At 66.1% G+C, this 25446-nt stretch carries 34 protein-coding genes and 1 tRNA gene; 11 read left to right on the plus strand and 24 right to left on the minus strand.

Features of this window, described 5'->3' with window-relative positions:
- Positions 1 to 39: 39 nt before the first annotated feature.
- Together rnd and ACORQU_RS18895 are read left to right on the plus strand one after the other, a co-directional pair.
- Complete coding sequence (rnd, locus tag ACORQU_RS18890; RefSeq protein WP_491642556.1) at positions 40 to 1119, plus strand: ribonuclease D; 1080 nt, start codon at positions 40 to 42, stop codon at positions 1117 to 1119.
- 148 nt (positions 1120 to 1267) lie between these two features.
- Positions 1268 to 1798: an Lrp/AsnC family transcriptional regulator gene (locus ACORQU_RS18895; protein WP_491642557.1), complete on the plus strand. Its 531-nt coding sequence runs from the start codon at positions 1268 to 1270 to the stop codon at positions 1796 to 1798.
- Positions 1799 to 2029: 231 nt separating this feature from the next.
- On the opposite strand, the gene ACORQU_RS18900 is transcribed toward ACORQU_RS18895, so the two are convergent.
- From ACORQU_RS18900 to ACORQU_RS18975, 16 genes are all read right to left on the minus strand, one after another.
- The gene (locus ACORQU_RS18900) at positions 2030 to 3193 is read right to left on the minus strand and encodes a zinc-dependent alcohol dehydrogenase (protein WP_491642558.1); all 1164 of its coding nucleotides are present in this window, start codon (positions 3191 to 3193) and stop codon (positions 2030 to 2032) included.
- 67 nt (positions 3194 to 3260) lie between these two features.
- On the minus strand, positions 3261 to 3440 hold the full coding sequence (locus ACORQU_RS18905) for a hypothetical protein (RefSeq protein WP_491642559.1): 180 nt from the start codon (positions 3438 to 3440) through the stop codon (positions 3261 to 3263).
- 115 nt (positions 3441 to 3555) lie between these two features.
- Complete coding sequence (locus tag ACORQU_RS18910) at positions 3556 to 4245, minus strand: glycosyltransferase family 2 protein (RefSeq protein ID WP_491642560.1); 690 nt, start codon at positions 4243 to 4245, stop codon at positions 3556 to 3558.
- The gene (locus ACORQU_RS18915; RefSeq protein WP_491642561.1) at positions 4242 to 4844 is read right to left on the minus strand and encodes a class I SAM-dependent DNA methyltransferase; all 603 of its coding nucleotides are present in this window, start codon (positions 4842 to 4844) and stop codon (positions 4242 to 4244) included. Before ACORQU_RS18915 ends, ACORQU_RS18910 begins: the two co-directional genes overlap by 4 nt.
- Positions 4841 to 5599, minus strand: coding sequence for a PIG-L deacetylase family protein (locus ACORQU_RS18920; protein ID WP_491645180.1), 759 nt, complete (start codon positions 5597 to 5599; stop codon positions 4841 to 4843). The genes ACORQU_RS18915 and ACORQU_RS18920 overlap by 4 nt, the downstream gene beginning before the upstream one ends.
- On the minus strand, positions 5587 to 6402 hold the full coding sequence (locus tag ACORQU_RS18925; protein ID WP_491642562.1) for an acyl-CoA dehydrogenase family protein: 816 nt from the start codon (positions 6400 to 6402) through the stop codon (positions 5587 to 5589). The genes ACORQU_RS18920 and ACORQU_RS18925 overlap by 13 nt, the downstream gene beginning before the upstream one ends.
- A gap of 944 nt (positions 6403 to 7346) precedes the next feature.
- Positions 7347 to 7422 (minus strand) — tRNA-Ala (locus ACORQU_RS18930).
- 61 nt (positions 7423 to 7483) lie between these two features.
- On the minus strand, positions 7484 to 8173 hold the full coding sequence (gene lolD / locus ACORQU_RS18935) for a lipoprotein-releasing ABC transporter ATP-binding protein LolD (RefSeq protein WP_491642563.1): 690 nt from the start codon (positions 8171 to 8173) through the stop codon (positions 7484 to 7486).
- Positions 8174 to 8177: 4 nt separating this feature from the next.
- Positions 8178 to 9440, minus strand: coding sequence for a lipoprotein-releasing ABC transporter permease subunit (locus tag ACORQU_RS18940; RefSeq protein ID WP_271645532.1), 1263 nt, complete (start codon positions 9438 to 9440; stop codon positions 8178 to 8180).
- 50 nt (positions 9441 to 9490) lie between these two features.
- Positions 9491 to 9946, minus strand: coding sequence for a hypothetical protein (locus tag ACORQU_RS18945; RefSeq protein ID WP_491642564.1), 456 nt, complete (start codon positions 9944 to 9946; stop codon positions 9491 to 9493).
- Positions 9897 to 10163, minus strand: coding sequence for an FAD assembly factor SdhE (locus tag ACORQU_RS18950; protein WP_491642565.1), 267 nt, complete (start codon positions 10161 to 10163; stop codon positions 9897 to 9899). The genes ACORQU_RS18945 and ACORQU_RS18950 overlap by 50 nt, the downstream gene beginning before the upstream one ends.
- Before the next feature lie 76 nt (positions 10164 to 10239).
- Positions 10240 to 11019, minus strand: coding sequence for a succinate dehydrogenase iron-sulfur subunit (locus ACORQU_RS18955; RefSeq protein WP_491642566.1), 780 nt, complete (start codon positions 11017 to 11019; stop codon positions 10240 to 10242).
- A gap of 66 nt (positions 11020 to 11085) precedes the next feature.
- Positions 11086 to 12879 carry a succinate dehydrogenase flavoprotein subunit gene (gene sdhA / locus ACORQU_RS18960; RefSeq protein ID WP_271645527.1) on the minus strand — a complete coding sequence of 598 codons (1794 nt, stop codon included), beginning with the start codon at positions 12877 to 12879 and terminating at the stop codon, positions 11086 to 11088.
- Between the two features lie 6 nt (positions 12880 to 12885).
- Entirely contained in the window at positions 12886 to 13269 is a 384-nt protein-coding gene (gene sdhD / locus ACORQU_RS18965; protein WP_271645526.1) for a succinate dehydrogenase, hydrophobic membrane anchor protein, read from the minus strand.
- Positions 13266 to 13661 carry a succinate dehydrogenase, cytochrome b556 subunit gene (sdhC, locus tag ACORQU_RS18970; protein ID WP_271645525.1) on the minus strand — a complete coding sequence of 132 codons (396 nt, stop codon included), beginning with the start codon at positions 13659 to 13661 and terminating at the stop codon, positions 13266 to 13268. The genes sdhD and sdhC overlap by 4 nt, the downstream gene beginning before the upstream one ends.
- A gap of 72 nt (positions 13662 to 13733) precedes the next feature.
- Positions 13734 to 13886 (minus strand): DUF1674 domain-containing protein, encoded by a 153-nt coding sequence (locus ACORQU_RS18975; protein ID WP_271645524.1) that lies wholly within the window; start codon positions 13884 to 13886, stop codon positions 13734 to 13736.
- Positions 13887 to 13925: 39 nt separating this feature from the next.
- Between ACORQU_RS18975 and ygfZ the strand changes: the two genes are divergently transcribed.
- Entirely contained in the window at positions 13926 to 14792 is an 867-nt protein-coding gene (gene ygfZ / locus ACORQU_RS18980; RefSeq protein WP_491642567.1) for a CAF17-like 4Fe-4S cluster assembly/insertion protein YgfZ, read from the plus strand.
- Between the two features lie 8 nt (positions 14793 to 14800).
- On the opposite strand, the gene ACORQU_RS18985 is transcribed toward ygfZ, so the two are convergent.
- The 3 genes from ACORQU_RS18985 to ACORQU_RS18995 form a co-directional block, all read right to left on the minus strand.
- Positions 14801 to 15409 carry a glutathione S-transferase family protein gene (locus ACORQU_RS18985; protein WP_491645181.1) on the minus strand — a complete coding sequence of 203 codons (609 nt, stop codon included), beginning with the start codon at positions 15407 to 15409 and terminating at the stop codon, positions 14801 to 14803.
- A 14-nt stretch (positions 15410 to 15423) separates the two neighbouring features.
- Complete coding sequence (locus ACORQU_RS18990; protein WP_491642569.1) at positions 15424 to 15972, minus strand: GNAT family N-acetyltransferase; 549 nt, start codon at positions 15970 to 15972, stop codon at positions 15424 to 15426.
- Positions 15973 to 16159: 187 nt separating this feature from the next.
- On the minus strand, positions 16160 to 16978 hold the full coding sequence (locus ACORQU_RS18995; RefSeq protein WP_491642570.1) for a glycine zipper 2TM domain-containing protein: 819 nt from the start codon (positions 16976 to 16978) through the stop codon (positions 16160 to 16162).
- 179 nt (positions 16979 to 17157) lie between these two features.
- On the opposite strand from ACORQU_RS18995, the gene ACORQU_RS19000 reads away from it, so the two are divergent.
- Both ACORQU_RS19000 and ACORQU_RS19005 read left to right on the plus strand, forming a co-directional pair.
- Complete coding sequence (locus tag ACORQU_RS19000) at positions 17158 to 17382, plus strand: DUF6116 family protein (RefSeq protein ID WP_491642571.1); 225 nt, start codon at positions 17158 to 17160, stop codon at positions 17380 to 17382.
- Between the two features lie 3 nt (positions 17383 to 17385).
- Entirely contained in the window at positions 17386 to 18150 is a 765-nt protein-coding gene (locus tag ACORQU_RS19005) for a TatD family hydrolase (protein ID WP_491642572.1), read from the plus strand.
- Here the strand turns inward: ACORQU_RS19005 and ACORQU_RS19010 are convergent.
- Positions 18139 to 18975 carry a tRNA threonylcarbamoyladenosine dehydratase gene (locus tag ACORQU_RS19010; protein WP_491645182.1) on the minus strand — a complete coding sequence of 279 codons (837 nt, stop codon included), beginning with the start codon at positions 18973 to 18975 and terminating at the stop codon, positions 18139 to 18141. The two genes, ACORQU_RS19005 and ACORQU_RS19010, sit on opposite strands and share 12 nt — an antisense overlap.
- Positions 18976 to 19061: 86 nt before the next feature.
- On the opposite strand from ACORQU_RS19010, the gene ACORQU_RS19015 reads away from it, so the two are divergent.
- Entirely contained in the window at positions 19062 to 19478 is a 417-nt protein-coding gene (locus tag ACORQU_RS19015; protein ID WP_271645515.1) for a hypothetical protein, read from the plus strand.
- Between the two features lie 178 nt (positions 19479 to 19656).
- Complete coding sequence (locus tag ACORQU_RS19020; RefSeq protein ID WP_491642573.1) at positions 19657 to 20139, plus strand: glycine zipper 2TM domain-containing protein; 483 nt, start codon at positions 19657 to 19659, stop codon at positions 20137 to 20139.
- Positions 20140 to 20238: 99 nt separating this feature from the next.
- Here the strand turns inward: ACORQU_RS19020 and ACORQU_RS19025 are convergent, their stop codons facing one another.
- On the minus strand, positions 20239 to 20448 hold the full coding sequence (locus ACORQU_RS19025; RefSeq protein ID WP_271645512.1) for a cold-shock protein: 210 nt from the start codon (positions 20446 to 20448) through the stop codon (positions 20239 to 20241).
- A gap of 234 nt (positions 20449 to 20682) precedes the next feature.
- Between ACORQU_RS19025 and ACORQU_RS19030 the strand changes: the two genes are divergently transcribed.
- The 4 genes from ACORQU_RS19030 to arsC all read left to right on the plus strand — a co-directional run bounded on the left by ACORQU_RS19030 (position 20683) and on the right by arsC (position 24061).
- Complete coding sequence (locus ACORQU_RS19030) at positions 20683 to 21168, plus strand: DUF456 domain-containing protein (protein ID WP_491642574.1); 486 nt, start codon at positions 20683 to 20685, stop codon at positions 21166 to 21168.
- A gap of 108 nt (positions 21169 to 21276) precedes the next feature.
- Positions 21277 to 22542 (plus strand): phospholipase D-like domain-containing protein, encoded by a 1266-nt coding sequence (locus tag ACORQU_RS19035; RefSeq protein WP_491642575.1) that lies wholly within the window; start codon positions 21277 to 21279, stop codon positions 22540 to 22542.
- Positions 22539 to 23705 carry a phospholipase A gene (locus tag ACORQU_RS19040; protein WP_491642577.1) on the plus strand — a complete coding sequence of 389 codons (1167 nt, stop codon included), beginning with the start codon at positions 22539 to 22541 and terminating at the stop codon, positions 23703 to 23705. The genes ACORQU_RS19035 and ACORQU_RS19040 overlap by 4 nt, the downstream gene beginning before the upstream one ends.
- The gene (arsC, locus tag ACORQU_RS19045) at positions 23705 to 24061 is read left to right on the plus strand and encodes an arsenate reductase (glutaredoxin) (protein WP_491642578.1); all 357 of its coding nucleotides are present in this window, start codon (positions 23705 to 23707) and stop codon (positions 24059 to 24061) included. Before ACORQU_RS19040 ends, arsC begins: the two co-directional genes overlap by 1 nt.
- Positions 24062 to 24064: 3 nt before the next feature.
- Here the strand turns inward: arsC and ACORQU_RS19050 are convergent, their stop codons facing one another.
- From ACORQU_RS19050 to ACORQU_RS19060, 3 genes are read right to left on the minus strand one after another with little or no spacing between them, the layout of a single operon-like run.
- Positions 24065 to 24430, minus strand: coding sequence for a hypothetical protein (locus ACORQU_RS19050; RefSeq protein WP_491642579.1), 366 nt, complete (start codon positions 24428 to 24430; stop codon positions 24065 to 24067).
- Between the two features lie 31 nt (positions 24431 to 24461).
- Positions 24462 to 25100, minus strand: coding sequence for a glutathione S-transferase family protein (locus ACORQU_RS19055; RefSeq protein WP_491642580.1), 639 nt, complete (start codon positions 25098 to 25100; stop codon positions 24462 to 24464).
- Positions 25101 to 25133: 33 nt separating this feature from the next.
- Positions 25134 to 25409 (minus strand): hypothetical protein, encoded by a 276-nt coding sequence (locus ACORQU_RS19060; RefSeq protein ID WP_491642581.1) that lies wholly within the window; start codon positions 25407 to 25409, stop codon positions 25134 to 25136.
- Positions 25410 to 25446: the final 37 nt, after the last annotated feature.

A 25446-nucleotide genomic window follows, 5' to 3' on the forward strand; every position in this document is an offset into this window, starting at 1 on the left:
CTGACCCGGCGAACCCCGCATTCACCACTCGAGACCCGCGTGCCCCTTTGGATCGACACCCCCGACGCGCTGCGTGCGCACCTGCAGACGCTGCCCGCCTGGGTGGGACTGGATACCGAATTCATCCGCGAAAAGACCTTCTGGCCGCAGCTGGCGCTGGTCCAGATCGCGATCGGCGACACCACGCTGCTGGTCGATCCACTGGTCCCCGGGATGTGCGAGGCACTCGCCCCCCTTCTGACCGACACCGGCGTGGTCAAGGTGATGCACAGCGCCAGTGAGGACCTGATCGCCCTGCGTTGCGCCTGCGGCGTGCTGCCCAGCCCGATCTTCGACACCCAGATCGCCGCGGCGCTGTCCGGCCTGGCCGGCGGCATGGGTTACCAGAAGCTGGTGGCCGAGATCACCGGCGTCACCCTGTCCAAGGGCGAGACCCGTTCGGATTGGCTCAAGCGTCCACTCAGCGCCTCCCAGCTGGAATACGCCGCCGACGATGTGACCCACCTGGGCGCACTGTACGAGACCCTGTCCTCCCGCCTGCAGGCGCGCGGGCGCAGCGCCTGGTTGGAAGCCGACTGCGCGCGCATGGTCGCCCAGGCCAGCGACGACAACGGCGAGCGCTGGCCGCACCTGTCCATGCGCAGTGCCCAGTTCCTCGACGCCGCCGCGCAACGGCGTCTGCTGCGCCTGCTGCGCTGGCGCGAAGCCCAGGCCCGCAGCAGCGACCGGCCCAAGAGCTGGATCCTGGACAACGAGCTGGCCGCCACCCTCGCGCGCACGCCCCCGGCCACGCGCGAGGCCCTGGCCAAGCTCTTCGAGACCCTGCCCAAGGCGCCGCGCAAGCTCACCGATCCGATCTGGACGGCGCTGGATACGCCGCTGCCTGACGAGGACCAGGCGCCGCTGGCCAAGGCCAGCGACAGCGACCGAAACCGCCTCAAGAAGCTCCAGGACGCCGTCTCCAGGACCTCGGCCGAGCTGGAGCTGCCCGACGGCATCCTCGCCTCGCGGCGCTGGCTGGAGGCCCTGATGGAGCGCGGCGAGTGGCCGGCCGCCCTGTCGGGCTGGCGTCGCGAGCATCTGGAACCGGTGCTGGCGCCCCTGCTGTCACAGCGCTGAGCCGGCGGGTACGGGACGCACAGGGGCGCTGCGCCCCAATCGCCATGTCACGCTCCTTCCTCCGCGCCACGCCACACCCCCGGCCTGCGCAGGGCCGCCTGAGGCGCGGGGGACCGAACGCAATGTCCGGCCACTGACCCACGCCCTCATGTCCAGCTCCCGCCCGACAACGCCCTCTCCCGGCTCCGCTGCTCCGCTGCGGCTGGATCGCTACGACCTGAAGATCCTGCGCGTGTTGTCCAGCGACGCGCGGGTCACCAAGTCGAATCTGGCGGTCTCGGTCAACCTTTCGGTCGGCGCGACCTGGGAGCGGGTCCGCAAGCTGGAAGAGCGCGGGTTGATCCGGGGCTACCAGGCGGTGATCGACTGGCAGCGTATGTTCCGCACCAGCCAGGTCCTGGTGCAGATCGAACTGGGCATGCACGGAGGTAATGCCATGCGCCGTTTCGCCGCGCGCATGGCCCAGGCCCCGGAAGTGGCGTTCTGTTACGCCACCGGTGGCGGCATCGACTACATCGCGATGATCCACTGCCGCGATATCGACCACTACCAGCAATTCATGGAGGGCCTGCTGAGCGAGGAGATCGGGATCGCGCGCTACTACACCTATGTAGTGACCAAGGAAATCAAGGCCCCGGACGGCGCGCCCCCTGCGGATCTGACACTACCGGGCGACTAAGCAACCCCGGGCCGGGATGCACCGTGCCCGGACAGCAGAATGGCGCACCTTTGATGGGTGACATTGAGCTCCTGTAGCGCCATCGCATCGGCTTCCTCATCCAGCCGATACGACAGATTGGCCACGCAGGTGTTGGTTCCATGCCGTCGAACTCGCCAGCTTCAACGTGCCTGCCTGCGTTGGACGCACGCATTCTGCGGCGCAGTCATTCCCAACGCCGCTGACGCCAACTCAAGGCGTCAGGACCACTTTGCGGCAGTCGTCCTTCTTCTCGTCGAAGAGCTTGTAGCCCTCGGCAGCTTCGGCCAGTTTCATGCGGTGGGAAATGATGACGTCCGGCGCAAGATCCCCGTTTTCGATGAACTCGAGCAGCTCGGGCAGATACTTGTGCACATGCGTCTGGCCGAGGGCGAAGGTCAGCCCCTTGTCGAAAGCATCACCAATCAGGAAGCCATGAATGAAGCCGGCATAGACGCCCGGAACGCTGACGACGCCGCCACGACGGGTCGCCGTAATGCACTGCCGCAACACTTCGCCCGAGCTTGTTTCGAGCTTCAGCGTGCCCAGTAACGTCTCCGTGGTACTGCCCTTGGCTTCAAACCCGACGGCATCGATCGAGGCAGCGACACCGCGTCCGTGGGTCTTCTCCAGAATCAGCTCCGAGGGGTCGCCATCGTCGAAATTGATCGGAATGACGCCGTCGGTGGAAGCGGCGAAATCCAGGCGGTACTTCTCCGAATCGACCATGAAGATCTGCTCTGCGCCAAGCATCCGGGCACACGCGGCCGCCATCAGGCCCACCGGGCCTGCTCCGAAAATCGCGACGGTCGACCCCGGCTGGACCTTGGCATTGAGAACAGCCTGGTAGCCGGTCGGCAGGATGTCAGACAAGAACAACACCTTTTCATCGGCCAGACTGCCGGGCACCACGAACGGGCCGACGTTGGCTTTCGGGACCCGCACATACTCCGCCTGGCCGCCCGGCACGCCCCCATAAAGATGGGAATAGCCAAAGAGCGCCGCTGGTGGCGTCATCTTGGACCGCTTGCGCAGGCTCGCGCCTTCATCGGGATTGGTGGTTTCGCACGCCGCGAAGAGATCGTTCTCGCAGAAAAAACACTTGCCGCAGGCAATCACGAAGGGGATCACCACGCGGTCTCCCTTCTTGACCGCCGAGACCCCCGGGCCCGCGTCTTCCACGATCCCCATGAACTCGTGGCCGAAGATGTCCCCGTGCTTGGTTTCGGGGATCTTTCCATGAAAGAGATGAAGGTCCGAGCCGCAGATGGCCGTGGCGGTGACGCGGAGCAGGATGTCGTCTGACTCGACAAGCGTGGGATCGGGGACCGTTTCGACCCGAACGTCTTTCGATCCGTGGTAGGTCAATGCCTTCATTAAATGTTCCTGAGTTTGAGGACGGTCGCTGCCATCCAGGCGCAAGGGGATGCGCGAAAGGAGTCGCTCAATCGCGCTGACCGCTTGGATCGGCGTAATCGTGCTCGGGGTCGACCTTGGGTTGGTCGGGATCGTCCGGGTTGTCGCGCTTCTTCTTCAAGGCCTCTTCGTCGTTGAGAACCTTGTCTGGGGTGTGACCCTTTGACTGATCGCTGTGCTCGTTGGGTTCGGTTGTCGGCGTGTTCACGTGTGTCTCCTTATGAGCGGGACCGAATGGGAAAGCGCTGGCGCGGAAGGACTTCGCCGACGCTTCGTTGCGCTTTATTTCGACATCGATTTCCTGGTCGTCATGGCGCTACTCCTTACACGGGCTGGGTCGAAGCATTGAGCGTCGGCACTTGGGCGGCCTCCAATGCTTTTAGAAAGTCAGCAAAGCCGCCACGCGCGCGGGCGCTCCTGCGAGCGCTCGTCCACACCACCGGTTCGGATGCCCAAGCGATCCGCGCGCATTGCGCCTCCAAGGCTCGGATCAGCCCGACGTCCTCGTTACATCCAAGTAGAGGGAACCCGCCGCACTTGCTGTACATCGCGGCGCTGACGCCCATGTTTGCGCCGTGGATCCGGCCGTGTCCCACGCCTCGCGCCTGGGTGTGAGCAAAGGCCAGGCGCACGGTGTCGGGAAAATCCAGCCAGTCCTCTACCTCGACGATCCCGCAGAAGGCGTCTGCGCCTGTGTTTCTCTGGCCAACCAGCCAATCGTCGGACACCCGCGAATCGGCATCGGTCACCGCCAACCAATCCGCGCCCAGTTCCAACGCCTTGGCAGCCGCTGCTGCACGGGCTGCGCCCACGCCGCCGGGCGCTGCCACGTCCACGATCACCGCGCCCATGGACATCGCAATCGCCGCAGTCGCATCGCAGCATCGGTCCACGGCGACGATGACTTGCACGCGTTCGTGGAGTTTGGGATGCGCGATGGCGGCCCCGATCGACGCCAAGCAGGCCTGGATGCACTCGGCCTCGTTATGGGCGGGAATGATGACGCCAATCACCTCAAGCCTTCCTGTTGGGCCACCGAAAGCGGATGGGCTGTCCAGGCTTCCAAGAGGAAGTCGCTGTCCTCGTAGCGGTAGGCCAGCGGAAGCGATAGCAGGTGTCCAATGCAGTGATGCACGGCCAAGCCATCCTGGTGGGCTTGCTCGAACGCATGCTTCCAGTGGCAGGCCACCAGCAGACCCTCCGTCGTGAGACTGTCTTCCACACGCTCCACCAGATCTTTCAGCTCATCGGGCTGGAGGTAGTAGCCCACCTCGCTCACGACGATGAGATCGAAACTGCCGTGGGGCCACTGCTGCGGGTGGCACGCTTGCACGATCTCCACGTTGCTGCACGCGCCAACTCGTTGCGCGGCTTGTGCGACCGCCTCGCCCGACATATCCGTGGCCAGCAGGGTCTGGCAGCGGGCCGCAAGCCCGCGCGTGGTCTCGCCGTTGGAGCAGCCCAGCTCCCAGGCTCGGGCAAATCCGGCACGCGGGAGGGTGGCCAACAGGATGTCGCGCTTTCGCGATTCATACCATCTGGTGCCGTATCCGAACGGATCCTGCTGCTGGTAGATCGTGTCGAAGTAGTCCGCTCTTTCTTGCGCGTTCATCGGATGAAGACCTCAAACGGGCGCTGGAACCGGGCCAGGGCCCAAGGGGGAAGGATGGGAGCGCTGGGCGCGGGGCTGATGTGCCCGGTCTGCGATTCGAAGGCCTTGATGGCCTTCGATTTGGCCTGATGCGCGAATTCCGGAAGCGGCAGTCGGACCGCCGCATCCAGAAACGAACTGTTTTCGGGATCGTCCCAATGCCATGCCCAGACCGGGTATTGCACGAGCCGCGCCCCGCATCGCGACGCCGCATCGGCCGCGGCGTCGGCGCACGCCTCGTGGTCCGGATGCCCATCGCGCGAATAGGTCACCAGCACCAGGTCGGATGGAACGAAGATCTGCGCCAAACGCGTGGCCATCTCACTGCCATGCCCTCCCACTTCGCCATCGCCAGCGTCGAGCCGCGCGATGTTGCCCTCGGCGATACCCAGCGCCGCCAGCGCGTTGATCAACTCGGCCTGACGCACCCTGGCCAACCGTTCCGGCGGCCAGGCGGTTTCGGTCGGATAGGCAGCCTCTCCATCGGTGACGGATATCACCAGGACGTGCAGGCCTGCCTGGTGGGCAAGCGCCATGAAGCCACCGCAGCCGAGCACTTCGTCGTCCGGATGCGGAGCCACGACCACCAGCCGCTTGGCATCGCCGAGCAACGCGTCCGGGGTGACGCTTTTGAGGGCGGCAAGCTGGCGCGAGGCCGCCCATTGCGCCTCATCCACGCCCTGCCCCTCGATCCGCTCGCCTCTCAAAGCGCCCATTCGCTGCCGTCCTGATGCAGGGCTTCGCCCATCCACTGCTCGTCGCGCTGGCCGTGGCACTGACGTATGAAGGCGGCAAGGTCAGCGCAGCGCTGCGCGTGTTCGGCATCGGTGCAGAGCGACGCCGGACCCAGTGCAAGGGCCGCACGCTCCATGACATCGCGGCAGATCCGATCCACGAAGCAACGCAGCCGGGTGACAGCCAGGCGGTGGCTGTCGCTCGGGTTTCGATCGATGGCTCCAGCCACGTCGTGGAGCATGAGGCGGGCGGCGGTCAGCCCTTCGTCCATCGCACCCAGATGTGCGGCGAAAAAGGGATTGTTTGCGGCCCGGTTGGAATCGCGTACGCGGCTGGCGATGACGGCCGCTGCGCCATACCAACACGCGGCGATCCCGGCGCCGCCATGCCAGAAGCCCGGCCGATCCAGGTAAAAGCGCGCATCGCCTACTAGGCGGGCGGGCGCGGCACTGAACCGCCCCTGCCCTGTGGGAATCTCTCGCATCCCCGGGCCGTGCCATTCGTGGGCGTTCAACCGGAAATGGCGCGATTCGAGCGCCACGGTGCAAAGCGGCCGGGTGGCCCCGCTTTGGACGGTGACCAGCGCGTGGGTTACCACTGCCTCGTCCGCGCTGCACCAGGGCTTGATGCCGCTGACGGTCCCCCGCTCCGCGTCGAACTGGACCGAGTCGTCAGGGCCACCTGATGCCCAAACCGCCCACACTGTGCCGGGCGGCGCCAGAGGCTCTCCTGATTCCTGGAGGATCGCGAGGGCGTCGTAATGCGCTTCCAGGATCTTGGCCAACGGCAAGCTTTCGGCGCCCCATGCGCTTAGAGCACGCCAGCGACCCAAGGTGTCGCCACCCCCGGGCCTGGGCAAGGCACGAACCGAATGCACCGCTTGCCGCACTCGGTCTGACAGCGAGGGAAAGCCCGGGCGCGCGGTCTCCACGCGCTCGGACGAAAGCGTTGTCCTAGTCATGGATCGAAGCTAGGGACGCTTCCGTAATCAGGTGTGAGCCAAATCGCCGCCGATCCTCACACGATGCAGCCACATGCAGGCGCGCCGTGCAGATGGCTCCATCCCGATCCCGATCCGCCGAAGGCGGCCTTCTCAGTTTTGGCAACGTCGTGGCCACATGCATCGGCTGTGCAAGCCGATCAGCCCCCCATCCCTGCCGCGTCGATTCGGACGCACTTCATCAAGGCAGCGCAGAACAGGCCTGTTTCAGCCGCCGCAGCGCGTTTGCTCCGCTTGTTAGGTCGAGCCTTGGCCGGCCTTCGTATGGCTCACCGAGGGAGCCCTGAAGCCTGACGCCGGCTTTCTGCTTCTTGGCCAGACCCGCCCCCCCCATGCCTGAACGCACTCCGCGACGGTCTGCCAGGCCACATCCCTCGTTTGGTAGAGCGAAAGATGCGCTGTTAATCCCAAAGTCCGCCGTCCCCCGCACGCCCAGGTGACCACCGAGGCTGTGTCAGCTCGGATGCCACTAAACAGCGGGTCCCTCGCGGATCTCTCAGGTGCGCCGGCTCGGGCCCGCGCCAGCGACGACCCGCTTCGTCAGGGCACCTGGCAGTCCCGGGGCGAGTTTCCGAAGTGCACGGAAAGTGCAAGAACGGGAGCATTCGACGAAGCGGGCTCGGCTGCGGATCAGCCTGGTCCTGCCACTGTCCACGCCAGAACATCGATCAAAGACGCTAAGTCATTGAAAAAACAAAGCCGCCCGAAGGCGGCTTTGTCTTGAATCGTGGTGGAGCCAGGGAGGATCGAACTCCCGACCTCGTCATTGCGAACGACGCGCTCTCCCAGCTGAGCTATGGCCCCACGTGGCCCGCGCATTCTACCGGCCGCGCGCGCGCCTTGCCAACATCGCCGGTGAACCGGCTCAGTCGACCAACGGCCGTAAGCGCCCCTGGTGCAGCTCCAGGGTCCGGTCCAGGCGGGACGCCAGGCGGCGGTCGTGGGTCACCAGCACCAGGCTGGTCTTCTGCGACCGATTGAGCTCGAGCATCAGTTCGAAGACCGTGGCGGCGGTCTTCTCGTCCAGGTTGCCGGTGGGTTCGTCGCCCAGCACGCAGGCCGGCTTGTTCACCAGCGCACGCGCCACGGCGGCACGCTGGCGCTCGCCGCCGGACAGCTCGCCGGGCTTGTGCTCCAGGCGATGCCCCAGGCCGACGTGCTCCAGCAAGGCGGCCGCGCGCTCGCGTGCCTGCGCCATGTCGCCGCCGCCCAGCGCCACCGGCATCATCACGTTCTCCAGCGCGGTGAACTCCGGCAGCAGGTGGTGGAACTGGTAGACAAAGCCCAGTGACCGATTGCGCAGCCTGCCGCGCGCGGCATTGGACAGGGAGGACATCCGCTGGCCGGCGACGAACACTTCGCCCGAGGTGGGCGTATCCAGCCCACCCAGCAGATGCAACAGCGTGCTCTTGCCCGCGCCGGACGCTCCGACAATGGCCACGGTTTCGCCGGCCTCCACCGCCAGGCCCAGGCCGTCGAAGACCGGCGTGCGCATCTTGCCCTCGGCGTAGGTCTTGGCCAGTGCCTCGGCGCGGATCACGGTGCTGTCGTGCATGGGCTCACTCATAACGCAGGGCCTCGGCCGGGTCGGTGCGGGCCGCGCGCCAGGCCGGATACAGCGTAGCCAGGAAGCTCATGGTCAAGGCCACGAGGGAAATCACCACGATCTCGTGCGCATTCAGCACGTACGGCAGGCCGGTGATGTAGTACACGTCCGAAGGCAGCAGCACCACGTTGAAGGTGTGCTCGATCAATTCCAGGATCCGCTCCAGGTTCATCGTCAGCACGATGCCGCTGATCACGCCGACCACCGTGCCGATGATCCCGATCAGCGAGCCCTGCACCATGAAGACCTGCATCACCCCGCGCGGGGTAAGTCCCAATGTGCGCAGGATGGCGATGTCGGCCTGCTTGTCGGTGACCAGCATCACCTGCGAATTGACCAGGGTGAAGGCACCCATGAGGATGATCAGCGACAGCAGCACGCCCATCACCGTCTTTTCCATCTTCAGCGACTGGTAGAGGTTGGCGTTTTCCTCGCTCCAGTCACGGATGCGATACGGGTACGGACCCAGTTCTTGCAGGTGCCCGGCCAGGTCACGCGCCACCGCATAGGCCTGGTCCATGTCGTGCAGCATCAGGCGCACGCCAGTCACGCCATCACCCATGCGCATCAGGCGCTGCATGTCCTGCATGTTGACGAAGGCCATGCCCTTGTCGATGTCGTTGTAGCCTACGGTGAAGATCCCGCTCACCGTGAAGCGCTTGGTCTGCGGCAATGCGCCGACCACCGAGCCCTGGATGTTTTTGGTGATCACCGTGACCTTGTCGCCGACCCGCACGTTGAGCCAGGCGGCCAGCTCGCTGCCGAGCAGGATGTTGAACTTTCCCGGCTGCAGCGAATCGACCGAACCGGCGTCCATCTTCTTGGCCAGCACCGAGACATGGGCTTCCTGTACCGGCACGATGCCGCGCACCATGGCCCCCATGTTCTGGGTCCCGTTGCCTGTCAGCAGGCTCTCGCTGTCCACGTAGGGCGCCGCGCCGGCGACGCGGGGGTCTTCCATCGCCAGCTTCACCGCGCCTTGCCAGTGCTGCATCGGCTGTCCGGCGGTTTCCACCGTGGCGTGGGCGGTCATCTCCAGCAGGCGGTCGCGGATCTCCTTCTGGAATCCGCTCATGACCGACAGCGTGGTGATCAGCACCATCACGCCCAGCGCGATGCCGATGATCGAGGCCATGGAGATGAAGGAGATGAAGCCGTTGCGCCGTTTGGCGCGCAGGTAGCGCAGGCCGATGGCGACAGAAATGGGTTTGAACATTGCGTCCCGCGGAAGACGAGGTGATCGGGCCGCATGGCCCAGTTGGCCCGCTATGGTGCCATTGCCACCGCGTCGACGGTTAACCCCAGGCCGCCAGCGGCCAGACGCAGTTCACGTCGCTGCGCCAGGGCGAGTGTATCGGGCCACCACACCAGCCGGCCCCGCCGGCCATCACGCAGGCGCCAGGCCAGGATCGCCAGCGGACCGCGCCACCGAACCAGGCAGCGGACGAGGGGCTCGCCGTCCAGCGTCGGCACCGCGCCCTCCCCCGTCGGGATCACCAGCCAGCGCCGGGGCCTATGCAGCTCGCGCCACGCCATGCAGATCGCGTCGCCCAACGCGACGGCGGCCATGCCCCACGCCATCGCGCGTGGCAACGCACTGGCCAGTACGGCGGGCACGGCCAGCGCGCCGATCAGGACCAGCGCAGCGGCCAACAGCCGCGATGGCCGCCACTCAAGTCGGCAGCTGACGGATCCGTTCGATGAGCTGGTCGAGCGCGGCATCGGGGCACTCCTCGTAGCCCATGAACCAGCGCCAGAGCTTATCGTCCTCACAATCCAGCAGTCGTAGGAAAACCGCCCGCTGCGCTTCGGAATCGGTCGCCCACGCATGGTCCAGGTAGCGCTCGAACAGCTGGTCCAGCTCGCGCATGCCGCGCCGGCTGCGCCAGCGCAGGCGCTTGATGACCGGGTCGAAGGTGGGCTCGGGAGCGTCGCTCATGGGCATATCCAGTCGGTAGAACGCAAAACGCCCTCCGGCGGAGGGCGCATTGCGTGGTGCGGTCGCGGCGCCGCGATCAGGCCGCGCGGGCCAGCATCAGCTTCTTGATCTCGGCGATCGCCTTGGCCGGGTTCAGGCCCTTCGGGCAGGTGCGCGCGCAGTTCATGATGGTGTGGCAGCGGTACAGCTTGAACGGGTCTTCCAGGTCATCCAGGCGCGAGCCGGTGTCCTCGTCGCGCGAATCGACGATCCAGCGATAGGCCTGCAGCAGGATCGCCGGGCCCAGGTAACGCTCGCCGTTCCACCAGTAGCTGGGGCAGCTGGTCGAGCAGCACGCGCACAGGATGCACTCGTACAGGCCGTCGATCTTGCGGCGGTCTTCCGGCGACTGCAGGCGCTCGCGATCCGGCGCCGGGGTCTGGGTGCGCAGCCAGGGCTTGATCGAGGCGTACTGGGCGTAAAAATGGGTCAGGTCCGGGACCAGATCCTTGACCACGTCCATGTGCGGCAGCGGATAGATCGGCACCTCGCCACGGCCGCAGTCCTCGATGGCCTTGGTGCAGGCCAGCGTGTTGGTGCCGCTGATGTTCATCGCGCACGAACCGCAGATGCCCTCGCGGCAGGAGCGACGGAACGTCAGCGTCGGATCGATCTCGTTCTTGATCTTGATCAGCGCGTCCAGGACCATCGGGCCGCACTTGTCCAGGTCGACCTCGTAGGTATCGGTGCGCGGATTCTGGTCGTCGTCCGGACTCCAGCGGTAGATCTTGAAGGTGCGCGTGTTCTTGGCACCCTGGGCGGGAAAATGCTTGCCCTTGCCGATCTTGGAATTCTTGGGGAGTGCAAACTCAGCCATGGCCTAGGTCCGATAGTGGATTGGGGAGCCGGCGGCGCTGGCGGCGCCACCGGTTCACGGCATTGATCAGTAAACGCGCGGCTTCGGCGGGACCACGTCCACGTCCTTGGTGAGCGTGTACATGTGCACCGGACGGTAGTCGAAGCTGCACTTGCCCTTGTCGTCGACGTTGACCAGGGTGTGCTTCTGCCAGTGCTCGTCGTCGCGGTCCGGGAAGTCCTCGTGCGCGTGGGCGCCACGGCTTTCCTTGCGCTGTTCGGCCGAGTTGATGGTCGCCACGGCATTGAGCAGCAGGTTGTTGAGCTCGTAGGTCTCGATCAGGTCCGAGTTCCAGACCAGCGAACGGTCGGAGACCTTCACGTCCTGGAAGCTGTCGAACACCCCGGCCATCTTCTCGCAGCCCTCGGCCAGCGTCTTGCTGGTGCGGAACACAGCGGCGTCGGCCTGCATCGTGCGCTGCATGTTGTCGCGGATGACCGAGGTCGGCGTATCGCCATTGGCGTTGCGCAGCTTGTCGAGCAGGCCCAGGGCCTTGTCGCAGGCGTCGGACGGCAGGTTCTTGTGCGGCTGGTTCGGCTTGATCGTGTCGGCGCAACGATTGGCCACGGCACGACCGAAGACCACCAGGTCCAGCAGCGAGTTGGACCCCAGGCGGTTGGCGCCGTGCACCGAGACGCACGCCGCCTCGCCGATGGCGTACAGGCCAGGCACGACCGCATCGGGGTCGTCGCCGACCTTGCGCACCACTTCGCCGTGGTAGTTGGTCGGGATGCCGCCCATGTTGTAGTGCACGGTCGGCAGCACCGGGATCGGCTGCTTGGCCACGTCCACGCCAGCGAAGATGCGCGCGCTTTCGGCGATGCCGGGCAGCTTTTCGTGGATGACTTCCGGGCCCAGGTGGGTCAGATCGAGCAGGATGTGGTCCTTGTGCTCGCCCACGCCACGGCCTTCGCGGATTTCGATGGTCATGGAGCGGGCCACTACGTCGCGCGAGGCCAGGTCCTTGTAGTGCGGCGCATAGCGCTCCATGAAGCGCTCGCCGCTGGCGTTGCGCAGGATGCCGCCTTCGCCACGCACGCCCTCGGTGATCAGGCAGCCCGCACCGTAGATGCCGGTGGGGTGGAACTGCACGAACTCCATGTCCTGCATCGGCAGGCCGGCGCGCATCGCCAGACCGCCGCCGTCACCGGTACAGGTGTGGGCCGAAGTGGCGCTGAAGTAGGCGCGGCCGTAGCCACCGGTGGCCAGCACCACGCCATGGGCGCGGAACAGGTGCAGCGTGCCCTCGGCCATGTCCAGGGCCAGCACGCCGCGGCAGACACCCTCTTCGTCGAAGATCAGATCGAGCGCGAAATACTCGATCATGAAGCGCGCGTTGTGTGCCAGGGACTGCTGGTAGAGCGTGTGCAGCATGGCGTGGCCGGTACGGTCGGCCGCCGCGCAGGTGCGCTGCGCCGCCGGGCCTTCGCCGAATTTGGTGGTCATGCCGCCGAACGGGCGCTGGTAGATCTTGCCGCCCTCGGTGCGCGAGAACGGCACGCCGTAGTGCTCCAGCTCGATGATCGCCGGGATCGCCTCACGCACCATGTACTCGATGGCGTCCTGGTCGCCCAGCCAGTCCGAGCCCTTGATGGTGTCGTAAAAGTGGTAGCGCCAATCGTCCTCGCCCATGTTGCCAAGCGCGGCGGAGATGCCGCCCTGCGCGGCCACGGTGTGCGAACGGGTCGGGAACACCTTGGTCAGGCACACGGTCTGCAGGCCCTTGGCCGCCAGGCCGAAGGTGGCGCGCAGGCCCGCGCCGCCGGCGCCAACCACGACCATGTCGTACTTGTGTTCGGTGATCTTGTATGCGGAAGCCATGAGTACTCAGTTCCCCAATGCGATGCGGACCACGGCAAACACGCTGGCCAGCGCACCGAGGATGCAGATGAAACGGACCAGGAGCTGCGTGACCATCGCCGTCAGCGGCGCGTGGACGTAGTCCTCCAGGACGACCTGGACGCCCAGTTGGGCGTGCCAGAACATGGCCACCAGGAAGGCCACCAGCAGCGTGGCATTCCACGGCTTGGCGATGGCGTCGGTAGCAGCCAGGTAATCGGCGTGGATCAGGCCCACGACGAAGTAGACGAACCACAGGGCCAGGAAGACCAGAGCCACGGCGGTGTAGCGCTGAACCAGCCAGTGATGCAGGCCCTGCTTGGCCGAGCCCAGGCCGCGGGCGGTCTTGAGCGGTGTGCGGAACTGCTTCATGCCAGGCCCCCCTTGGCGTACACGGCGCCCCAGATCAGCACCGCGACGACCAGGCTGCCGAGACTCACCAGCCAGCCATTGCGCACGAACGCCGACACGGCAAACCCTAGGCCGCCGTCCTGCGCCAGGTGGCGGATGCCGTTGAGCAGGTGATAGGTGAACGCCCAGGTCCACAGGAACAGGAAGACCAGGCCGTACCAGGTGCCTGCCTGGGTGCTGATCCAGTTCCACGCATCGGGCCCGGTGGCCAGCGTGACGAGGGCGGTGGCGATCAGCAGGGCGCCGAGCGCCAGGATGATGCCGGTGGCGCGATGCAGAATGGACGTGGCCATCTGGATCTGCCAGCGATACACCTGCAGGTGCGGGGAAAGCGGACGTTGACGTGTCGCCATTGCGTGGCTCTTTGTCTCGGCTGGGCGGTCAGCTAAGGCCGCGTTGGCTGGAAGGCGCTGTGCTACTCGACATCAGAAGTCGATACAGCGCCCGTTCTTTTCCCAATCTCCGTAGCGGGTCGGCTCCGGGCCGTCGCGCCCACCGATTTCCTTCTGCGCTGGCACCGGTTCGGGCTGCAGCGTTTCAGGATCGGGTTCGGGGATGGGAGGTGTTTGGCCTATCATGTGTATCTCGCAACGCACAAAATGTTAATCCTCACGATCTTGACTGACAACCGTCAAAATCCCAGTGAACGGGTCTTTGCCCTGTCCGACCACGGCGTGGTGCGGCTGCAGGGTGCGGATGCGATCCCCTTTGCACAAGCCCAGTTCTCCAATGACCTCAACGCGCTTGAGGATGGCCGCTGGCAGTGGAACGCGTGGCTGACGCCCAAGGGCCGGGTGATCGCGGTCTTCGCCCTGCTCCGCATTGCCCACGACCAGCTGTTGATGGTGGTTCCCGACACGCCCGCCGCCGAGCTGGCCACGGCCCTCAAGCGCTTCGTGTTCCGTAAGAAGGTCACCATCGAGGTGCCACCGGATCTGTCGGTCAGCGCGGCCTTCGTCAAGCCCACACGCGCCCAGGGCGCCCTGATCGACCTGGACCCGACCGATGAGGTCACCCTGGACCTGGGCACCGCACAAGAGCCGCGGACCCTGCATGTTGGGCCGCGCGCCGGTGAACAGGGGCCGGCGGAACTTGGCAGGTGGCGCGACATCGACCTGCGTCACGGCCTGATCCGCCTGGACGCCTCCCAGCGCGAGCAGTGGACGCCGCAACAGCTCTCGCTTGAGCGATTACGCGCTTTCAGCGTCAAGAAGGGCTGCTATCCAGGCCAGGAGATCGTGGCCCGCACGCATTTTCTGGGAAAGGCCAAACGCGGCCTGGTGTTGTTCGAGTGCGATGCCTTGCTGCAACCGGGCGCGCCGGTCGAGCAGGCCGATCGGCCGCTGGGCCAGATCGTCGGGTCGAGCACCCACGCGCCAGGCCTGGCGCTGGCGGTCCTGCCGCTGGACCACAGCGCCGAAGCCGTGCACAGCCACGGCACGCCGCTACGTATCGCGCCGCTGCTGGACGGCCTGGCGCGCTGACATCGCGCTCAATCCGTGTTGCGCAGCCCGGGCTGCGGCGGCATCGGGATGATGCCCGGCACGGCCTGCATGCGCGAAAGCCAGCCCAACACCCCGGGAAAGTCATCCAACCCAATGCCGCCATCGCCCGCGCAGTGCGTATAGGCATACAGGGCCAGGTCTGCCACGGACAGGGACGGTGCACCAAACCAGGCGTGTTCGGCCAGATGCCGCTCCATCACCGCCAGCGCCTCGCGCCCCCGGGCGTGCAGTCGCGGGAGCTCCTCGCGTCGCGGTGAATCATCGGGCAGCCAACCGCAGATGAAGCGCGCCACGGCGACATAGGGCTCGTGGCTGTACTGCTCGAAGAACATCCAGGAGAGCACCTGCGCGCGCTGCCAGGCGTCGGCCGGCAGCAAGGTCGTTCCGTCGGCCAGCCAGCACAGGATCGCATTGGATTCGGCCAGCACCTGTCCGTCATCGCGCACGAGGATGGGCACCCGGCCAGCCGGGCTGAGCGTCAGAAACGCCGGCGTCCGTGTCTGGCCGGCTGCGCTGTCGGTCTCGATCCACTCGTATCGCCGCCCCAAGAGGTCCAGCGCGAGGCGGACCTTGTGGCAATTGCCCGACGCCGACATCCCGTAGACCGTGATCACGCCGGCCCCTTTCTGGCGCGCCACTGCGCACGACGCTGCCCCCAGACCTCGACCACCTGCCCCGCATAGGGCTCAGGCAAGGTGTCCATCCGCAACAGGCCGGACCCCAACCGGGCCGCCACGGCCTTGGAGGCCAGATTGTCCGGTGCGATGGTGTGGACGACCTCATTCCAAGGATGGTGCTCCAGGACCCAGTCGATGGCGGCCACGGCCGCCTCGGTCGCGTAGCCCCTGCCCCAACGGTCGCGGCGGATGGCCCAACCCACCTCGCTCCCGGGCCAGCCCTCTGGCCACCACGGGCCGACCCGCCCCACCCACTCGCCGGTCGCACGTTCGAACACGAAGAAGAAGCCGAAACCCTGCAGCTGCCAGCCGCCTACGACCGTGGCCAAGCTGCGCCACGCCATCGGGCGCGGCAGCGTGCCCCCCAGGTGGCGCATGGCCTCTGCATCGGCCGTGAAAGCGGCCCACGCCTCCAGGTCCTCTGCACGCGGCGGACGCAGCAGCAGTCGCTCGGTCTGCAGTTGCAGCTTGGACACATCCATGGCGAACCCGTCGAGGAGTCAGTGCGGCAGTTTACCCAGGCGCGCCGTCATCCCGTGCCGCGCCCGATGCAACAGGCCAAGGCGCGTGTCGCGCCGGCATTGAAGCAACCCGCGCGCGTCGTGCAAGCACCTGACACGAGAGAGCCGGCTTGCGCCGGCTCTCGAACCACCTGCATCCAGGCGATGATCAGCCCTTGCCATCCCCAGCATCCAGCGAAGCGGTCTGGGTTACGACGCGCCCGTCGATCACCGGCAGACGGTCCGAATCCGGCTTCTGGTCCAGGCGCACGGTCTTCTCCTGGCCGTCGTAGCGATAAGTCACGTTGTAGCCGGCGACCTCCTTGGACTTGCCCATCGCGATGCGGCTGCCCGGCTTGCTGTCCATCCGCATGGTGCCGGTGGTGCCATCGGGATTGCGATAGGTCACGTTGTAGCCGGTCACCCGGGACGACTCGGAAGTCGCGTTCTCGGTGTGGCACTGGCGTTCAGTGCGCTGCACCTGGCGACCGCCCACGTGGTTGCGATCCACCCGGTTACCAACGAAGCCGCCCGCCACCGCACCGGCGGCCGTGGCTGCGTCGCGTCCGTGGCCACCGCCGATCTGGTTGCCGATCAGGCCGCCGATCACCGCACCAGCGACGGTGCCGCCGACGTTGCCATCCCGCTCGGGGAGGCGCTCATTCACCACGACGTCCTCGCAGACTTCGTGTGGCGTGGTCGTCGTGGTGGTTTCCCGCACCGGATCGGTGCCAATGACGGTGGCGTACAAGGTTCCCGACTTGGTCACCGGTTCGACGCTCACCACATCGGCGTACTGAAGCTGGGCTCCGGCGGGGACATCGTTGGCGGGGAGCGCGTCTTCCAGCGGAGCGCTGGAAACGGACGCCTCATCCGTGGCCGCCAGGGTCTGCGCGGATTGGTGATGATTCATATAGGCCGCCGTCGCGACGCCGCCGAACAGCAGCGCGCCAGCGCCAACCAGGATCATGGTGGTGGTGTTTTTCATGGAAGCCTCCGGGGCGGGTGGACCCGCGTGCTGACGTGGCGGGATTGTTGCCCTATCAAGCTGAACAAGGCATCGACTGACACCTGTCTACCCGCACGTGCGATGAACGCGGTGGACGACGTGGCGCCGGCCCCGCCCGTGCTAGCGTCTGGACTCCCCTGTACCGAGGTGACGCCGCCATGCCGTCCCCGATGACCACGCCCCTACTCCACTGGGCACGCAAGCTCCGTTATCCGACCCTGTTCAAGATCACCGCCGCGCTGTTCGTGCTGGATCTGGCGATCCCCGACGTGGTCCCGTTCGCCGATGAGATCCTGCTCGGTCTGGGCACGCTGCTGCTGGCCAGTTGGAAGGATCGCAAGCGTGCGCCCGTGGAGATGCCGTCGCACCGGCCGACCCGCTGATCGATGCTGACCGACAGTCACTGCCACCTGGACGCCCCGGAGTTCGATGCCGATCGCGAGCGGGTGATCGCGCGCGCGCGCCAGGCCGGGGTGATGCGTCAGATCGTCCCTGCGGTGGACGCCGCCAGCTGGCCTCGTCTGCGCGAGGCGTGCCAGATGGCGTCGGGGCTGTTCCCGGCGTACGGCCTGCATCCGATGTTCCTGTCTCGGCACCAGCCTGCCGATCTTCAGGCCTTGGCTGACTGGATCGAGCGCGAGCAACCCGTCGCCGTCGGTGAGTGCGGCCTGGACTTTCATGTCCCGACGCTGGACCCGGATGCCCAGCAACACTACTTCCAAGGCCAACTGCGTCTGGCCCGGGACTTAGACCTGCCCCTGATCATCCATGCGCGCCGTGCCGTGGAAGCGGTGATCGTCGCGATCCGGCGCGTCGGGGGCCTGCGCGGGGTGATCCACAGTTATGCCGGCAGCCCGGAACAGGCCAGGCAGCTGTGGGACAACGGATTTCTCATCGGCTTGGGCGGACCGGTGACTTACGAACGGGCCCAACGCCTGCGTCGCCTGGCCGCCCAGATGCCGCTGGATTCCCTGCTGCTGGAGACCGACGCCCCGGACCAGCCCGACGCCCACCATCGGGGACAGCGCAACGAACCGGCAAGACTGCCCCGGGTCTGCGAGGTGATCGCGCAGCTGCGCGGGCAGCCCCCCGAAGACATCGCCAAGGCGACCTCGGACAACGCGACTCGGCTGTTCGCCCTACCCGGGTGAACCGGCAGCGCCACGCGCGGACTTGAGTAGCAGTTCCAACGCCCGTCCCACCGCGGCGAAAGCGAAGGTGCCCGTCACGTGCGTGGCGGCGCCGAGACCTGCACCACAGTCGAGCTTGAGCGCCGCATCGGCATCCAGCGAGGGGCGCAGGCCACAGACGGTGCCATCGGCCTGGGGATACTTGACGTTCTCCAGCGAATAGATGGCAGACACGCCGAAGTAGCGCTGGGGATTGCGAGGGAAGTTGAACTCCGCGCGCAGCTTCTTGCGCACGAGCGCCAGCATCGCATCGTGTTCGGTGCGCGAGAGGTCGCGCACCCGCACCTGCGTCGCATCGGTGCGCCCACCGGCCGATCCCACGGTGATCACCGGCAGCTTGCGCCTTCTGCACCAGGCAATGGACTCGACCTTGGTCCGGAAGCTGTCGCAGGCGTCGATCACCAGATCCGGCCCATCGCCAAGCAGGGTCTCCAGATTGCCGGCCGTCAGGAAGGATTCGACCGTCTCCACCTGGATCTCCGGATTGATCGCCCGGCAGCGCTCGGCCATGACGGCCACCTTGTTGCGCCCGTATTGCCCATCCAGCGCCGGAAGCTGGCGGTTGGTGTTGGACAGGCAGATGTCGTCGGCATCGATCAGACGCAGGCCACCGACGCCGGACCGCGCCAAGGCCTCCGCCACCCAGGATCCAACGCCGCCCAGCCCCACCACCACGACCCGGCGCGCGGCCAGGTGCTGGACCGATCCCACGCCGTAAAGCCGGTCCACGCCAGCAAAGCGCTCCTTCCAAACGGTGCTGGCGACAGGGGGCTGGGGCGAGGTCATGGCGTTCATCGCGTCATTCTACGGCGCGCCGCATTGACGCCGGGCGTCGTACCATCCAGCACCACCCCTTCGACGGAGCGCGCCCTATGGCAAGCCAGGCATCACGTTTCCTGTTTCTTTTCCTGCTCGGGCTGCTGGTCGGCGCCGTGGCCACGGTCATGGCCATGCGTGCCCTGCAGGCGCGAAAGGATCCGTTCCCGGACAGCGTGATGCATGTGATGAGCAAGCAGACCGACATGCTCAAGCAGAACCTCGCCCAGAATCGCTGCACCAGCAGCGACGCCTTGCCCCGGCTGCAGACCCTGCGCGCGGTCAGCAACGACCTGGAAACCGCATTTCCCGATCTGGCCGAGGACCAGCGCTTCGTGACCCATGCCAGTCAGCTGCGCGCGACGCTGGATGGTGCGCTGTCGGCACCGCCGGTCGGCTGCCCCGATACCAAGGCCACCCTGGCCAAGGTCGGTGAGGCCTGCAAGGCGTGCCACGACGACTTCGCGCACTAAGGACGCCTGCACCCGAAAGGACGCCTGTACCTGACCGGCTGTCGATGTCGCCAGGCTCCATCTGCAACGTGTCGCGTCGGTTGACGCCACATTCATAGCGACCCGAACACGATGCTGGCACACGGCGCAGCCGCGCCGTCTTCGTTTTCGATTCGCCGACACGGCGAGGGAGTCCGGCATGCAACTTCGAACCTTGACCCTGATGGCCGCTGGCGCGCTGACGCTGGCCGGCTGCGCAACCACCTCGCCGAACGGCGGCTACGGCTACGGCGGCAGCCGCAGCTCCAGCTATCCGGCACCGTCATCGCGCACCTGCGCGGACTGCGGGATCGTGACCCGGATCGACGCGGTGTCCTCCAACCGTAGCGCTCCGACCGGCACCGGCGCGGTGCTCGGCGGCATCGTCGGTGCGGTGGCCGGCCGCCAGATCTCCAAGGAGACCGGCGGCAGCAAGGGCAACAAGAACGTCGCCACGGTTGCGGGCGCGGCGGGCGGTGCCCTGGCCGGCAACGCGATCCAGAACCGGGTCACCAGCGACACCTACGATGTCACCGTGCGCATGGACGACGGCCGGACGATCGTGATCAACCAGCGCGATCTCGGCGGCATCACGGAAAACACCTACGTGCGCGTGGTCAACGGACGCGTCGTGGTTCGCTGAAGCCAGCGGAAGCAACCCAAGAAAAACCCGGCACGCAGGCCGGGTTTTTCTTTGCGCGCCACCCCGGGGGATCGATGGCTGCGCGATTACAGCGACGGCTTACTCGGGCGTCACCGCATCAGCCTGCAGGCCCTTCTGGCCCTGCACCACGGTGAAGGACACTTTCTGCCCTTCCTTCAGGCTCTTGAAGCCCTGGGTCTGGATTGCGCGGAAATGCACAAAGACATCCTCGCCATTCTCGCGGCTGATGAAGCCGAATCCCTTCGCATCGTTGAACCACTTCACGGTACCGGACTCGCGGTCTGCCATTGTCGTTGACTCCTTGGAACAGGGGGTTTGTTGACACCTTGGACGGGCGGCTGGTTGCAAGGAGGAAACGAGGTACAACGATGTAGCGGATCGGTGGATCTACCGCATCAGGCCACGATTCACGGTGACCCTGGCAAACGCAGCGGCTTGACAGTAACCCTTCAAATTTTAAATTGCAACGCACTTCAACGCCGGTTCATCTTCGACTAACCCCCTGTTTGCAATGGAAAATAAGTGACATTACAGACCATTCTCTATGTCCTGGCAGCGCTGATGATGGTTGTCGGGGTGGCCGGCGTGGTCCTGCCGGTACTTCCGGGACTCCCGCTGACCTTCGCCGGCATGGTATTGGCGGCCTGGGCTGGCGGATTCGAGCAGGTCGGCTGGGTGTCGCTCAGCCTGCTGGGCCTGCTCACCCTCCTGTCGGTGGTGGTGGATTTTCTGTCCACGGCACTGGGGGCCAAGCGGGTCGGCGCCAGCCGGATGGCGATCGTCGGCTCAGTCATCGGCACCTTCGCCGGGCTGTTCTTCCTGCCGCTGGGCCTGTTCGTGGGCCCCTTCGCCGGTGCGCTGGCCGGCGAGTTGCTGCACGGCCGCAAGGTCGGTATGGCCACCAAGGTGGGACTGGCGACCTGGGTCGGGCTGGTGGCCGGCATGGTGCTCAAGGTCGGCCTGGCATTCGCGATGCTGGGGCTGTTCTTCGTGGCGTGGTTCTACTGACCGCGCGCCCTCTCCCTTGCCGTCTTCACGTATCGCGTGCGACGGGCTTTGCCAGAATCGCGGTTCGACGGGGAGGCCGAAATGGCGCGGAGATGGGGATTTGGGCGGATGACATGGATCATCGTTGCGGCCGTGGTGGCCACCTTGGTGGCGGGACTGGTCGCGCTGAATTTCTCCACACCCGAGAAGGAACTCGAGCACGTTCCCCCCCATCGGCACGGCATTGAAGATCCCGAGTTCAAGCGCGAGATGTCCGTGCTGCTCGGCCCCACGATTCTCCCCGGCAACCGCGTCCAGGTCCTCAACAATGGCCAGGAGATCTTTCCGGCGATGCTTGAGGCGATCCATGCGGCCAAGTACACGATCACCTTCGAGACCTATATCTACTGGTCCGGCGAGATTGGCCGTGAATTCAGCGACGCACTGTCCGATCGCGCGCGGGAGGGCGTGGAGGTCAACGTCACCATCGACTGGGGCGGCAGCCTGAAAATGGATCAGAGCCTGCTTGAGTCCATGGAGCAGGCCGGGGTCAAGATCCACCGCTACCGGCCGCTGGCCTGGTACACGCTCCACCGCGTCAACAACCGCACCCATCGCAAGCTGCTGGTCGTGGACGGCCGGATCGGCTTCACCGGCGGGGTGGGCGTGGCCGACCAGTGGATGGGCCACGCACAGGATCCCAAGCACTGGCGCGACACCCACTACCGGATCGAGGGGCCGGTGGTCAGCCAGGTGCAGGCCGCCTTCAACGACAACTGGATCAAGACGACCGGGCGGGTCCTCAACGGGGATCACTACTACCCGGCGTTGTCGCCGGCCGGTGAGAGCGACGCGCAGCTGTTCCTGGCCTCGCCCGCAGGTGGCAGCGAGAGCATGCACCTGATGTATCTGCTGTCCATCGCCGCGGCCGAAACCCGCATCGACCTGGCGGCGGCCTACTTCGTCCCCGACGAGCTGATCACCCAGGCCCTGCTGGAGGCCCGCCAGCGCGGCGTCCGCATCCGCGTCATGCTCCCCGGGCCTCACATCGACTCGGACTCGGTGCGCCTGGCGTCCAAGGCCAGCTGGGGACCGTTGCTGGAAGCCGGCGTGGAGATCTACGAGTACCAGCCGACCATGCTGCACACCAAGCTGCTGATCATCGACGACCTGCTGGTCTCGGTGGGGTCCACCAACTTCGACATCCGCTCCTTCCGCCTCAACGACGAGGCCAGTCTCAATGTCTATGATCGAGAACTTGCCGCGCACATGACCCAGATCTTCGAGCAGGACCTGGAGCACACGCAGCGATATGACCTGGCGCGTTGGCAGAATCGGCCGCTGCGGGAGAAACTCTTCGAGAAATTCGTCCTTCCCATCAGGTCCCAGCTATGAGCCCGCGCCGCCCCCTGCCCCGATTGCTTCCCCTGCTGTGCGCAGCCGCGCTGCCCGGCATGGCCGCCGCCCAAGACGGCAAGCCGACCATCAACCCCTCCTCGATCGAGGCCTGCGCACTGGTGGAAACCGACGCCCAGCGCCTGGCCTGCTACGACACGGCGATCAAGCGCACCGCGCCCAGCACCAGCGAAGCCGACGCGGCGGCGGACCGCGCCGCGGCACTGGCCAAGGAACAGAAAGAACAGTCCGCGCCGCCTGAGGATGCCCCCCTGCGCGAGCGCCTGCGCCATCGCGCCGGCGCCATGTTTGCCGATGACGATTACGACGCCGTGCGCGCCAACGCCGGCAAGGGATCGCTGCTGGACAGCCGTTGGGAGCTCGCGGCGGACTCCAAGCTTGGCGTGTTCCAGATGCGCGCCTACAAGCCGGTCTATCTATTGCCGGCCTTCTGGACCAGCAAGAAGAACGAAATGCCCTCCTCTCCGAACCCGGACAACACCGTGACCACGCCGCAGGACCTGCAAAGCGTGGAAGCCAAGTTCCAGCTGAGCTTCAAGACCAAGTTCGTGGAGAACGTGTTCGGCAACAACGGCGACATCTGGGGCGGCTACACCCAGAGTTCGCGCTGGCAGGTCTACAACGGCGATGCCTCGCGCCCGTTCCGCGAAACCAACTACGAACCCGAGATCATGATGGTGTTCCGCACCAACTATGCGCTCGGCGGCTGGCACGGGCGCATGGCCGGCCTCAGCCTCAACCACCAGTCCAATGGACGCGGCGATCCGCTCTCCCGCAGCTGGAACCGGGTGATCGGCATGGTGGGCTTCGATCGTGACCACTGGGCCCTGACGGTCCGCCCGTGGTATCGGATTCCCGACGGCAATGACGACGACAATCCGGACATCGAGGATTACATGGGGCGTGGCGACGCCACGCTGGTCTACAGCAACAACGGCCAGGAGTTCTCGCTCATGGGCCGCCACTCCCTGCGCACCGGCGATCGTTCCCATGGCGCGCTGAAGGCTGCGTGGGGCTTTCCGATCGACCGCAACCTGCGTGGCCACATCGAGGTCTTCCACGGCTATGGCGAGAGCCTGATCGACTACAACCACAAGGCCACCTATGTCGGCGTGGGTATCTCGCTGCTGGAATGGTATTGATGGCGGCGGTGACCATTTGGCACAACGCGCGCTGCAGCAACTCACGCGGCGCCCTGCAGCTCATCCGCGACGCAGGCATCGAGCCGGAGATCGTGGACTACATCGCCGATCCACCCGACCGCGAAACGCTCACCGCCACGCTCGCGGCCACCGGCCTGCCGCTGCGTGAGCTGATGCGCCACAAGGAGCCAGACTACAAGGCGCTCGGCCTGGACGATCCGGGTATCGACGATGCCGCCCTGATCGAGGCCATGATGCGCAACCCGGCCCTGATCAACCGCCCGATCGTCATCACCGAGCGCGGCACCCGCCTGTGTCGGCCGCCGGAACGGGTGCTGGAACTCCTGCCGGCCTGAGGGCTATTCGAACCGGCCACCGCACGAGACGATGCAGCTGCGCCAAGTGCTGGTGCAGCTGCCATAGTCGGCCACCGCTGCCGAGCAGTGCTGCCCACCGGGGTTGTTCACCAGTTCGCAGCGCTGCTTGTCCGAGTCCTTGACCCAGGGCGAGCAGCGCCGCTCGACATGGTCCTGTGTTGACTGGCAGCTGCTTTGGGCACTCTGCGCCACGAACTCGGCGTGGTCATCGCACTGCACCCGTTGCTGATCGCATTGGTCCGCACAGATGCCGCCGGCTGCGGTGGGCGGCCGATGGACGACCGGTGCCCAGCAGCCGCTAAGCGCGATGGCGACCAGCGCCATCGCCAGATTTACTTCCCTGCGCATCGCACCACTCCCTTTGCTGTCCGCCTGGATGCTACAGCCAGTCGGTGATGCCTTCGCGCCGGTAAGTTTCCTGGAAAGCCGGACGTGCCTTCATCCGCGCGGCGAAGGCCTTCAGCGCAGGCCAGTCGTCGGTCGGCCGCGGCATGTTGCGCGACCAGCGCATCAGCATCGTCAGGACGAAGTCCGCGGCCGAGCACTGCGCGCCCAGCAGGTATCGCCCGTGCGCCTCCAGATGCTCGGCCACTTGCTGCCAGGCGTGTTCCAGCACGCCGCGTGCGGCGGCCTTGGTAGCTTCGATGTTGGCCTCGCCCGCCGGTTCATCCGGATAGAACCAGCTGCGATACGCAGGCATCAGCGTGTATGCGCAGAAGAACATCCAGCGGTAGTAGGCGGCGCGCTGCGGGGTGCCGATGGCCGGGGCCAGGCCTACCTGCGGATGCAGGTCGGCCAGGTGCATGGCGATGGCGGCCGACTCGGTCAGGACCTGCCCATCCAGCACCAGCGTGGGCACGCGTCCCTGCGGGTTGAGCCTGAGGTATTCCGGCGACCGCTGCGCGCGAGTCTCGAAATCGACCAGCTCCAGGCGGTGCGGAATCTCCAGTTCGATCAATAGCCAATGCACGACCAGACTGGCGGTGCTGGGGCTGTAGTACAGGACGGCGTCGGTCATCGGAATCTTTCGCGGGAGGGGGAAAGCACGATATCAGTCGCCGACCAGGCGACCACCGCAAGCCAGCACGCAGTCGGCGTGGGACGTGCTGCAGGAGGCCGCGCTGGGACGCGGATCGGCGCCCCCGCCCAGCGAGGCGGGTGCAGGCGGCGACGGCATGCCAACGCAGGCGGCGCGAATCCGGTCGCACTGATGGGCACAGGCCTGGCCCTGCACCGTGGCCGGACGCAGCAAGGTGGTCGGCGTGGAAGGTGTCGCACAGCTCGTCAACAGCAGCAGCGCGCCCATCGTGATCCAGCGTCCTGCCATGCGGCGCTCCTTGTCCGTCACATGCAAACAGGGCCGG

The sequence above is a fragment of the Pseudoxanthomonas sp. JC1303 genome (assembly GCF_058448525.1).

Bases quoted from the DNA above. Each gene is read 5' to 3' on its own strand.
- sdhA (WP_271645527.1), bottom strand. From the start codon at position 12,879: ATGGCTTCCGCATACAAGATCACCGAACACAAGTACGACATGGTCGTG.
- ACORQU_RS18995 (WP_491642570.1), bottom strand. From the start codon at position 16,978: ATGAAAAACACCACCACCATGATCCTGGTTGGCGCTGGCGCGCTGCTG.
- ACORQU_RS19035 (WP_491642575.1), top strand. From the start codon at position 21,277: ATGACATGGATCATCGTTGCGGCCGTGGTGGCCACCTTGGTGGCGGGA.
- ACORQU_RS19025 (WP_271645512.1), bottom strand. From the start codon at position 20,448: ATGGCAGACCGCGAGTCCGGTACCGTGAAGTGGTTCAACGATGCGAAG.
- ACORQU_RS19060 (WP_491642581.1), bottom strand. From the start codon at position 25,409: ATGGCAGGACGCTGGATCACGATGGGCGCGCTGCTGCTGTTGACGAGC.
- ACORQU_RS19020 (WP_491642573.1), top strand. From the start codon at position 19,657: ATGCAACTTCGAACCTTGACCCTGATGGCCGCTGGCGCGCTGACGCTG.
- ACORQU_RS19000 (WP_491642571.1), top strand. From the start codon at position 17,158: ATGCCGTCCCCGATGACCACGCCCCTACTCCACTGGGCACGCAAGCTC.
- ACORQU_RS18950 (WP_491642565.1), bottom strand. From the start codon at position 10,163: ATGAGCGACGCTCCCGAGCCCACCTTCGACCCGGTCATCAAGCGCCTG.
- ACORQU_RS18990 (WP_491642569.1), bottom strand. From the start codon at position 15,972: ATGGATGTGTCCAAGCTGCAACTGCAGACCGAGCGACTGCTGCTGCGT.
- ACORQU_RS18900 (WP_491642558.1), bottom strand. From the start codon at position 3,193: ATGAAGGCATTGACCTACCACGGATCGAAAGACGTTCGGGTCGAAACG.
- arsC (WP_491642578.1), top strand. From the start codon at position 23,705: ATGGCGGCGGTGACCATTTGGCACAACGCGCGCTGCAGCAACTCACGC.
- ACORQU_RS18975 (WP_271645524.1), bottom strand. From the start codon at position 13,886: ATGATAGGCCAAACACCTCCCATCCCCGAACCCGATCCTGAAACGCTG.
- ACORQU_RS18940 (WP_271645532.1), bottom strand. From the start codon at position 9,440: ATGTTCAAACCCATTTCTGTCGCCATCGGCCTGCGCTACCTGCGCGCC.
- ACORQU_RS19040 (WP_491642577.1), top strand. From the start codon at position 22,539: ATGAGCCCGCGCCGCCCCCTGCCCCGATTGCTTCCCCTGCTGTGCGCA.
- ACORQU_RS19015 (WP_271645515.1), top strand. From the start codon at position 19,062: ATGGCAAGCCAGGCATCACGTTTCCTGTTTCTTTTCCTGCTCGGGCTG.
- sdhC (WP_271645525.1), bottom strand. From the start codon at position 13,661: ATGGCGACACGTCAACGTCCGCTTTCCCCGCACCTGCAGGTGTATCGC.
- ACORQU_RS19005 (WP_491642572.1), top strand. From the start codon at position 17,386: ATGCTGACCGACAGTCACTGCCACCTGGACGCCCCGGAGTTCGATGCC.
- lolD (WP_491642563.1), bottom strand. From the start codon at position 8,173: ATGCACGACAGCACCGTGATCCGCGCCGAGGCACTGGCCAAGACCTAC.
- ACORQU_RS18915 (WP_491642561.1), bottom strand. From the start codon at position 4,844: ATGAACGCGCAAGAAAGAGCGGACTACTTCGACACGATCTACCAGCAG.
- sdhD (WP_271645526.1), bottom strand. From the start codon at position 13,269: ATGAAGCAGTTCCGCACACCGCTCAAGACCGCCCGCGGCCTGGGCTCG.
- ACORQU_RS18945 (WP_491642564.1), bottom strand. From the start codon at position 9,946: ATGCCGCGCTCGACCAGCTCATCGAACGGATCCGTCAGCTGCCGACTT.
- ACORQU_RS19055 (WP_491642580.1), bottom strand. From the start codon at position 25,100: ATGACCGACGCCGTCCTGTACTACAGCCCCAGCACCGCCAGTCTGGTC.
- ACORQU_RS18955 (WP_491642566.1), bottom strand. From the start codon at position 11,019: ATGGCTGAGTTTGCACTCCCCAAGAATTCCAAGATCGGCAAGGGCAAG.
- ACORQU_RS18920 (WP_491645180.1), bottom strand. From the start codon at position 5,599: ATGGGCGCTTTGAGAGGCGAGCGGATCGAGGGGCAGGGCGTGGATGAG.
- ACORQU_RS19050 (WP_491642579.1), bottom strand. From the start codon at position 24,430: ATGCGCAGGGAAGTAAATCTGGCGATGGCGCTGGTCGCCATCGCGCTT.
- ACORQU_RS19010 (WP_491645182.1), bottom strand. From the start codon at position 18,975: ATGACCTCGCCCCAGCCCCCTGTCGCCAGCACCGTTTGGAAGGAGCGC.
- ACORQU_RS18895 (WP_491642557.1), top strand. From the start codon at position 1,268: ATGTCCAGCTCCCGCCCGACAACGCCCTCTCCCGGCTCCGCTGCTCCG.
- ACORQU_RS18985 (WP_491645181.1), bottom strand. From the start codon at position 15,409: ATGTCGGCGTCGGGCAATTGCCACAAGGTCCGCCTCGCGCTGGACCTC.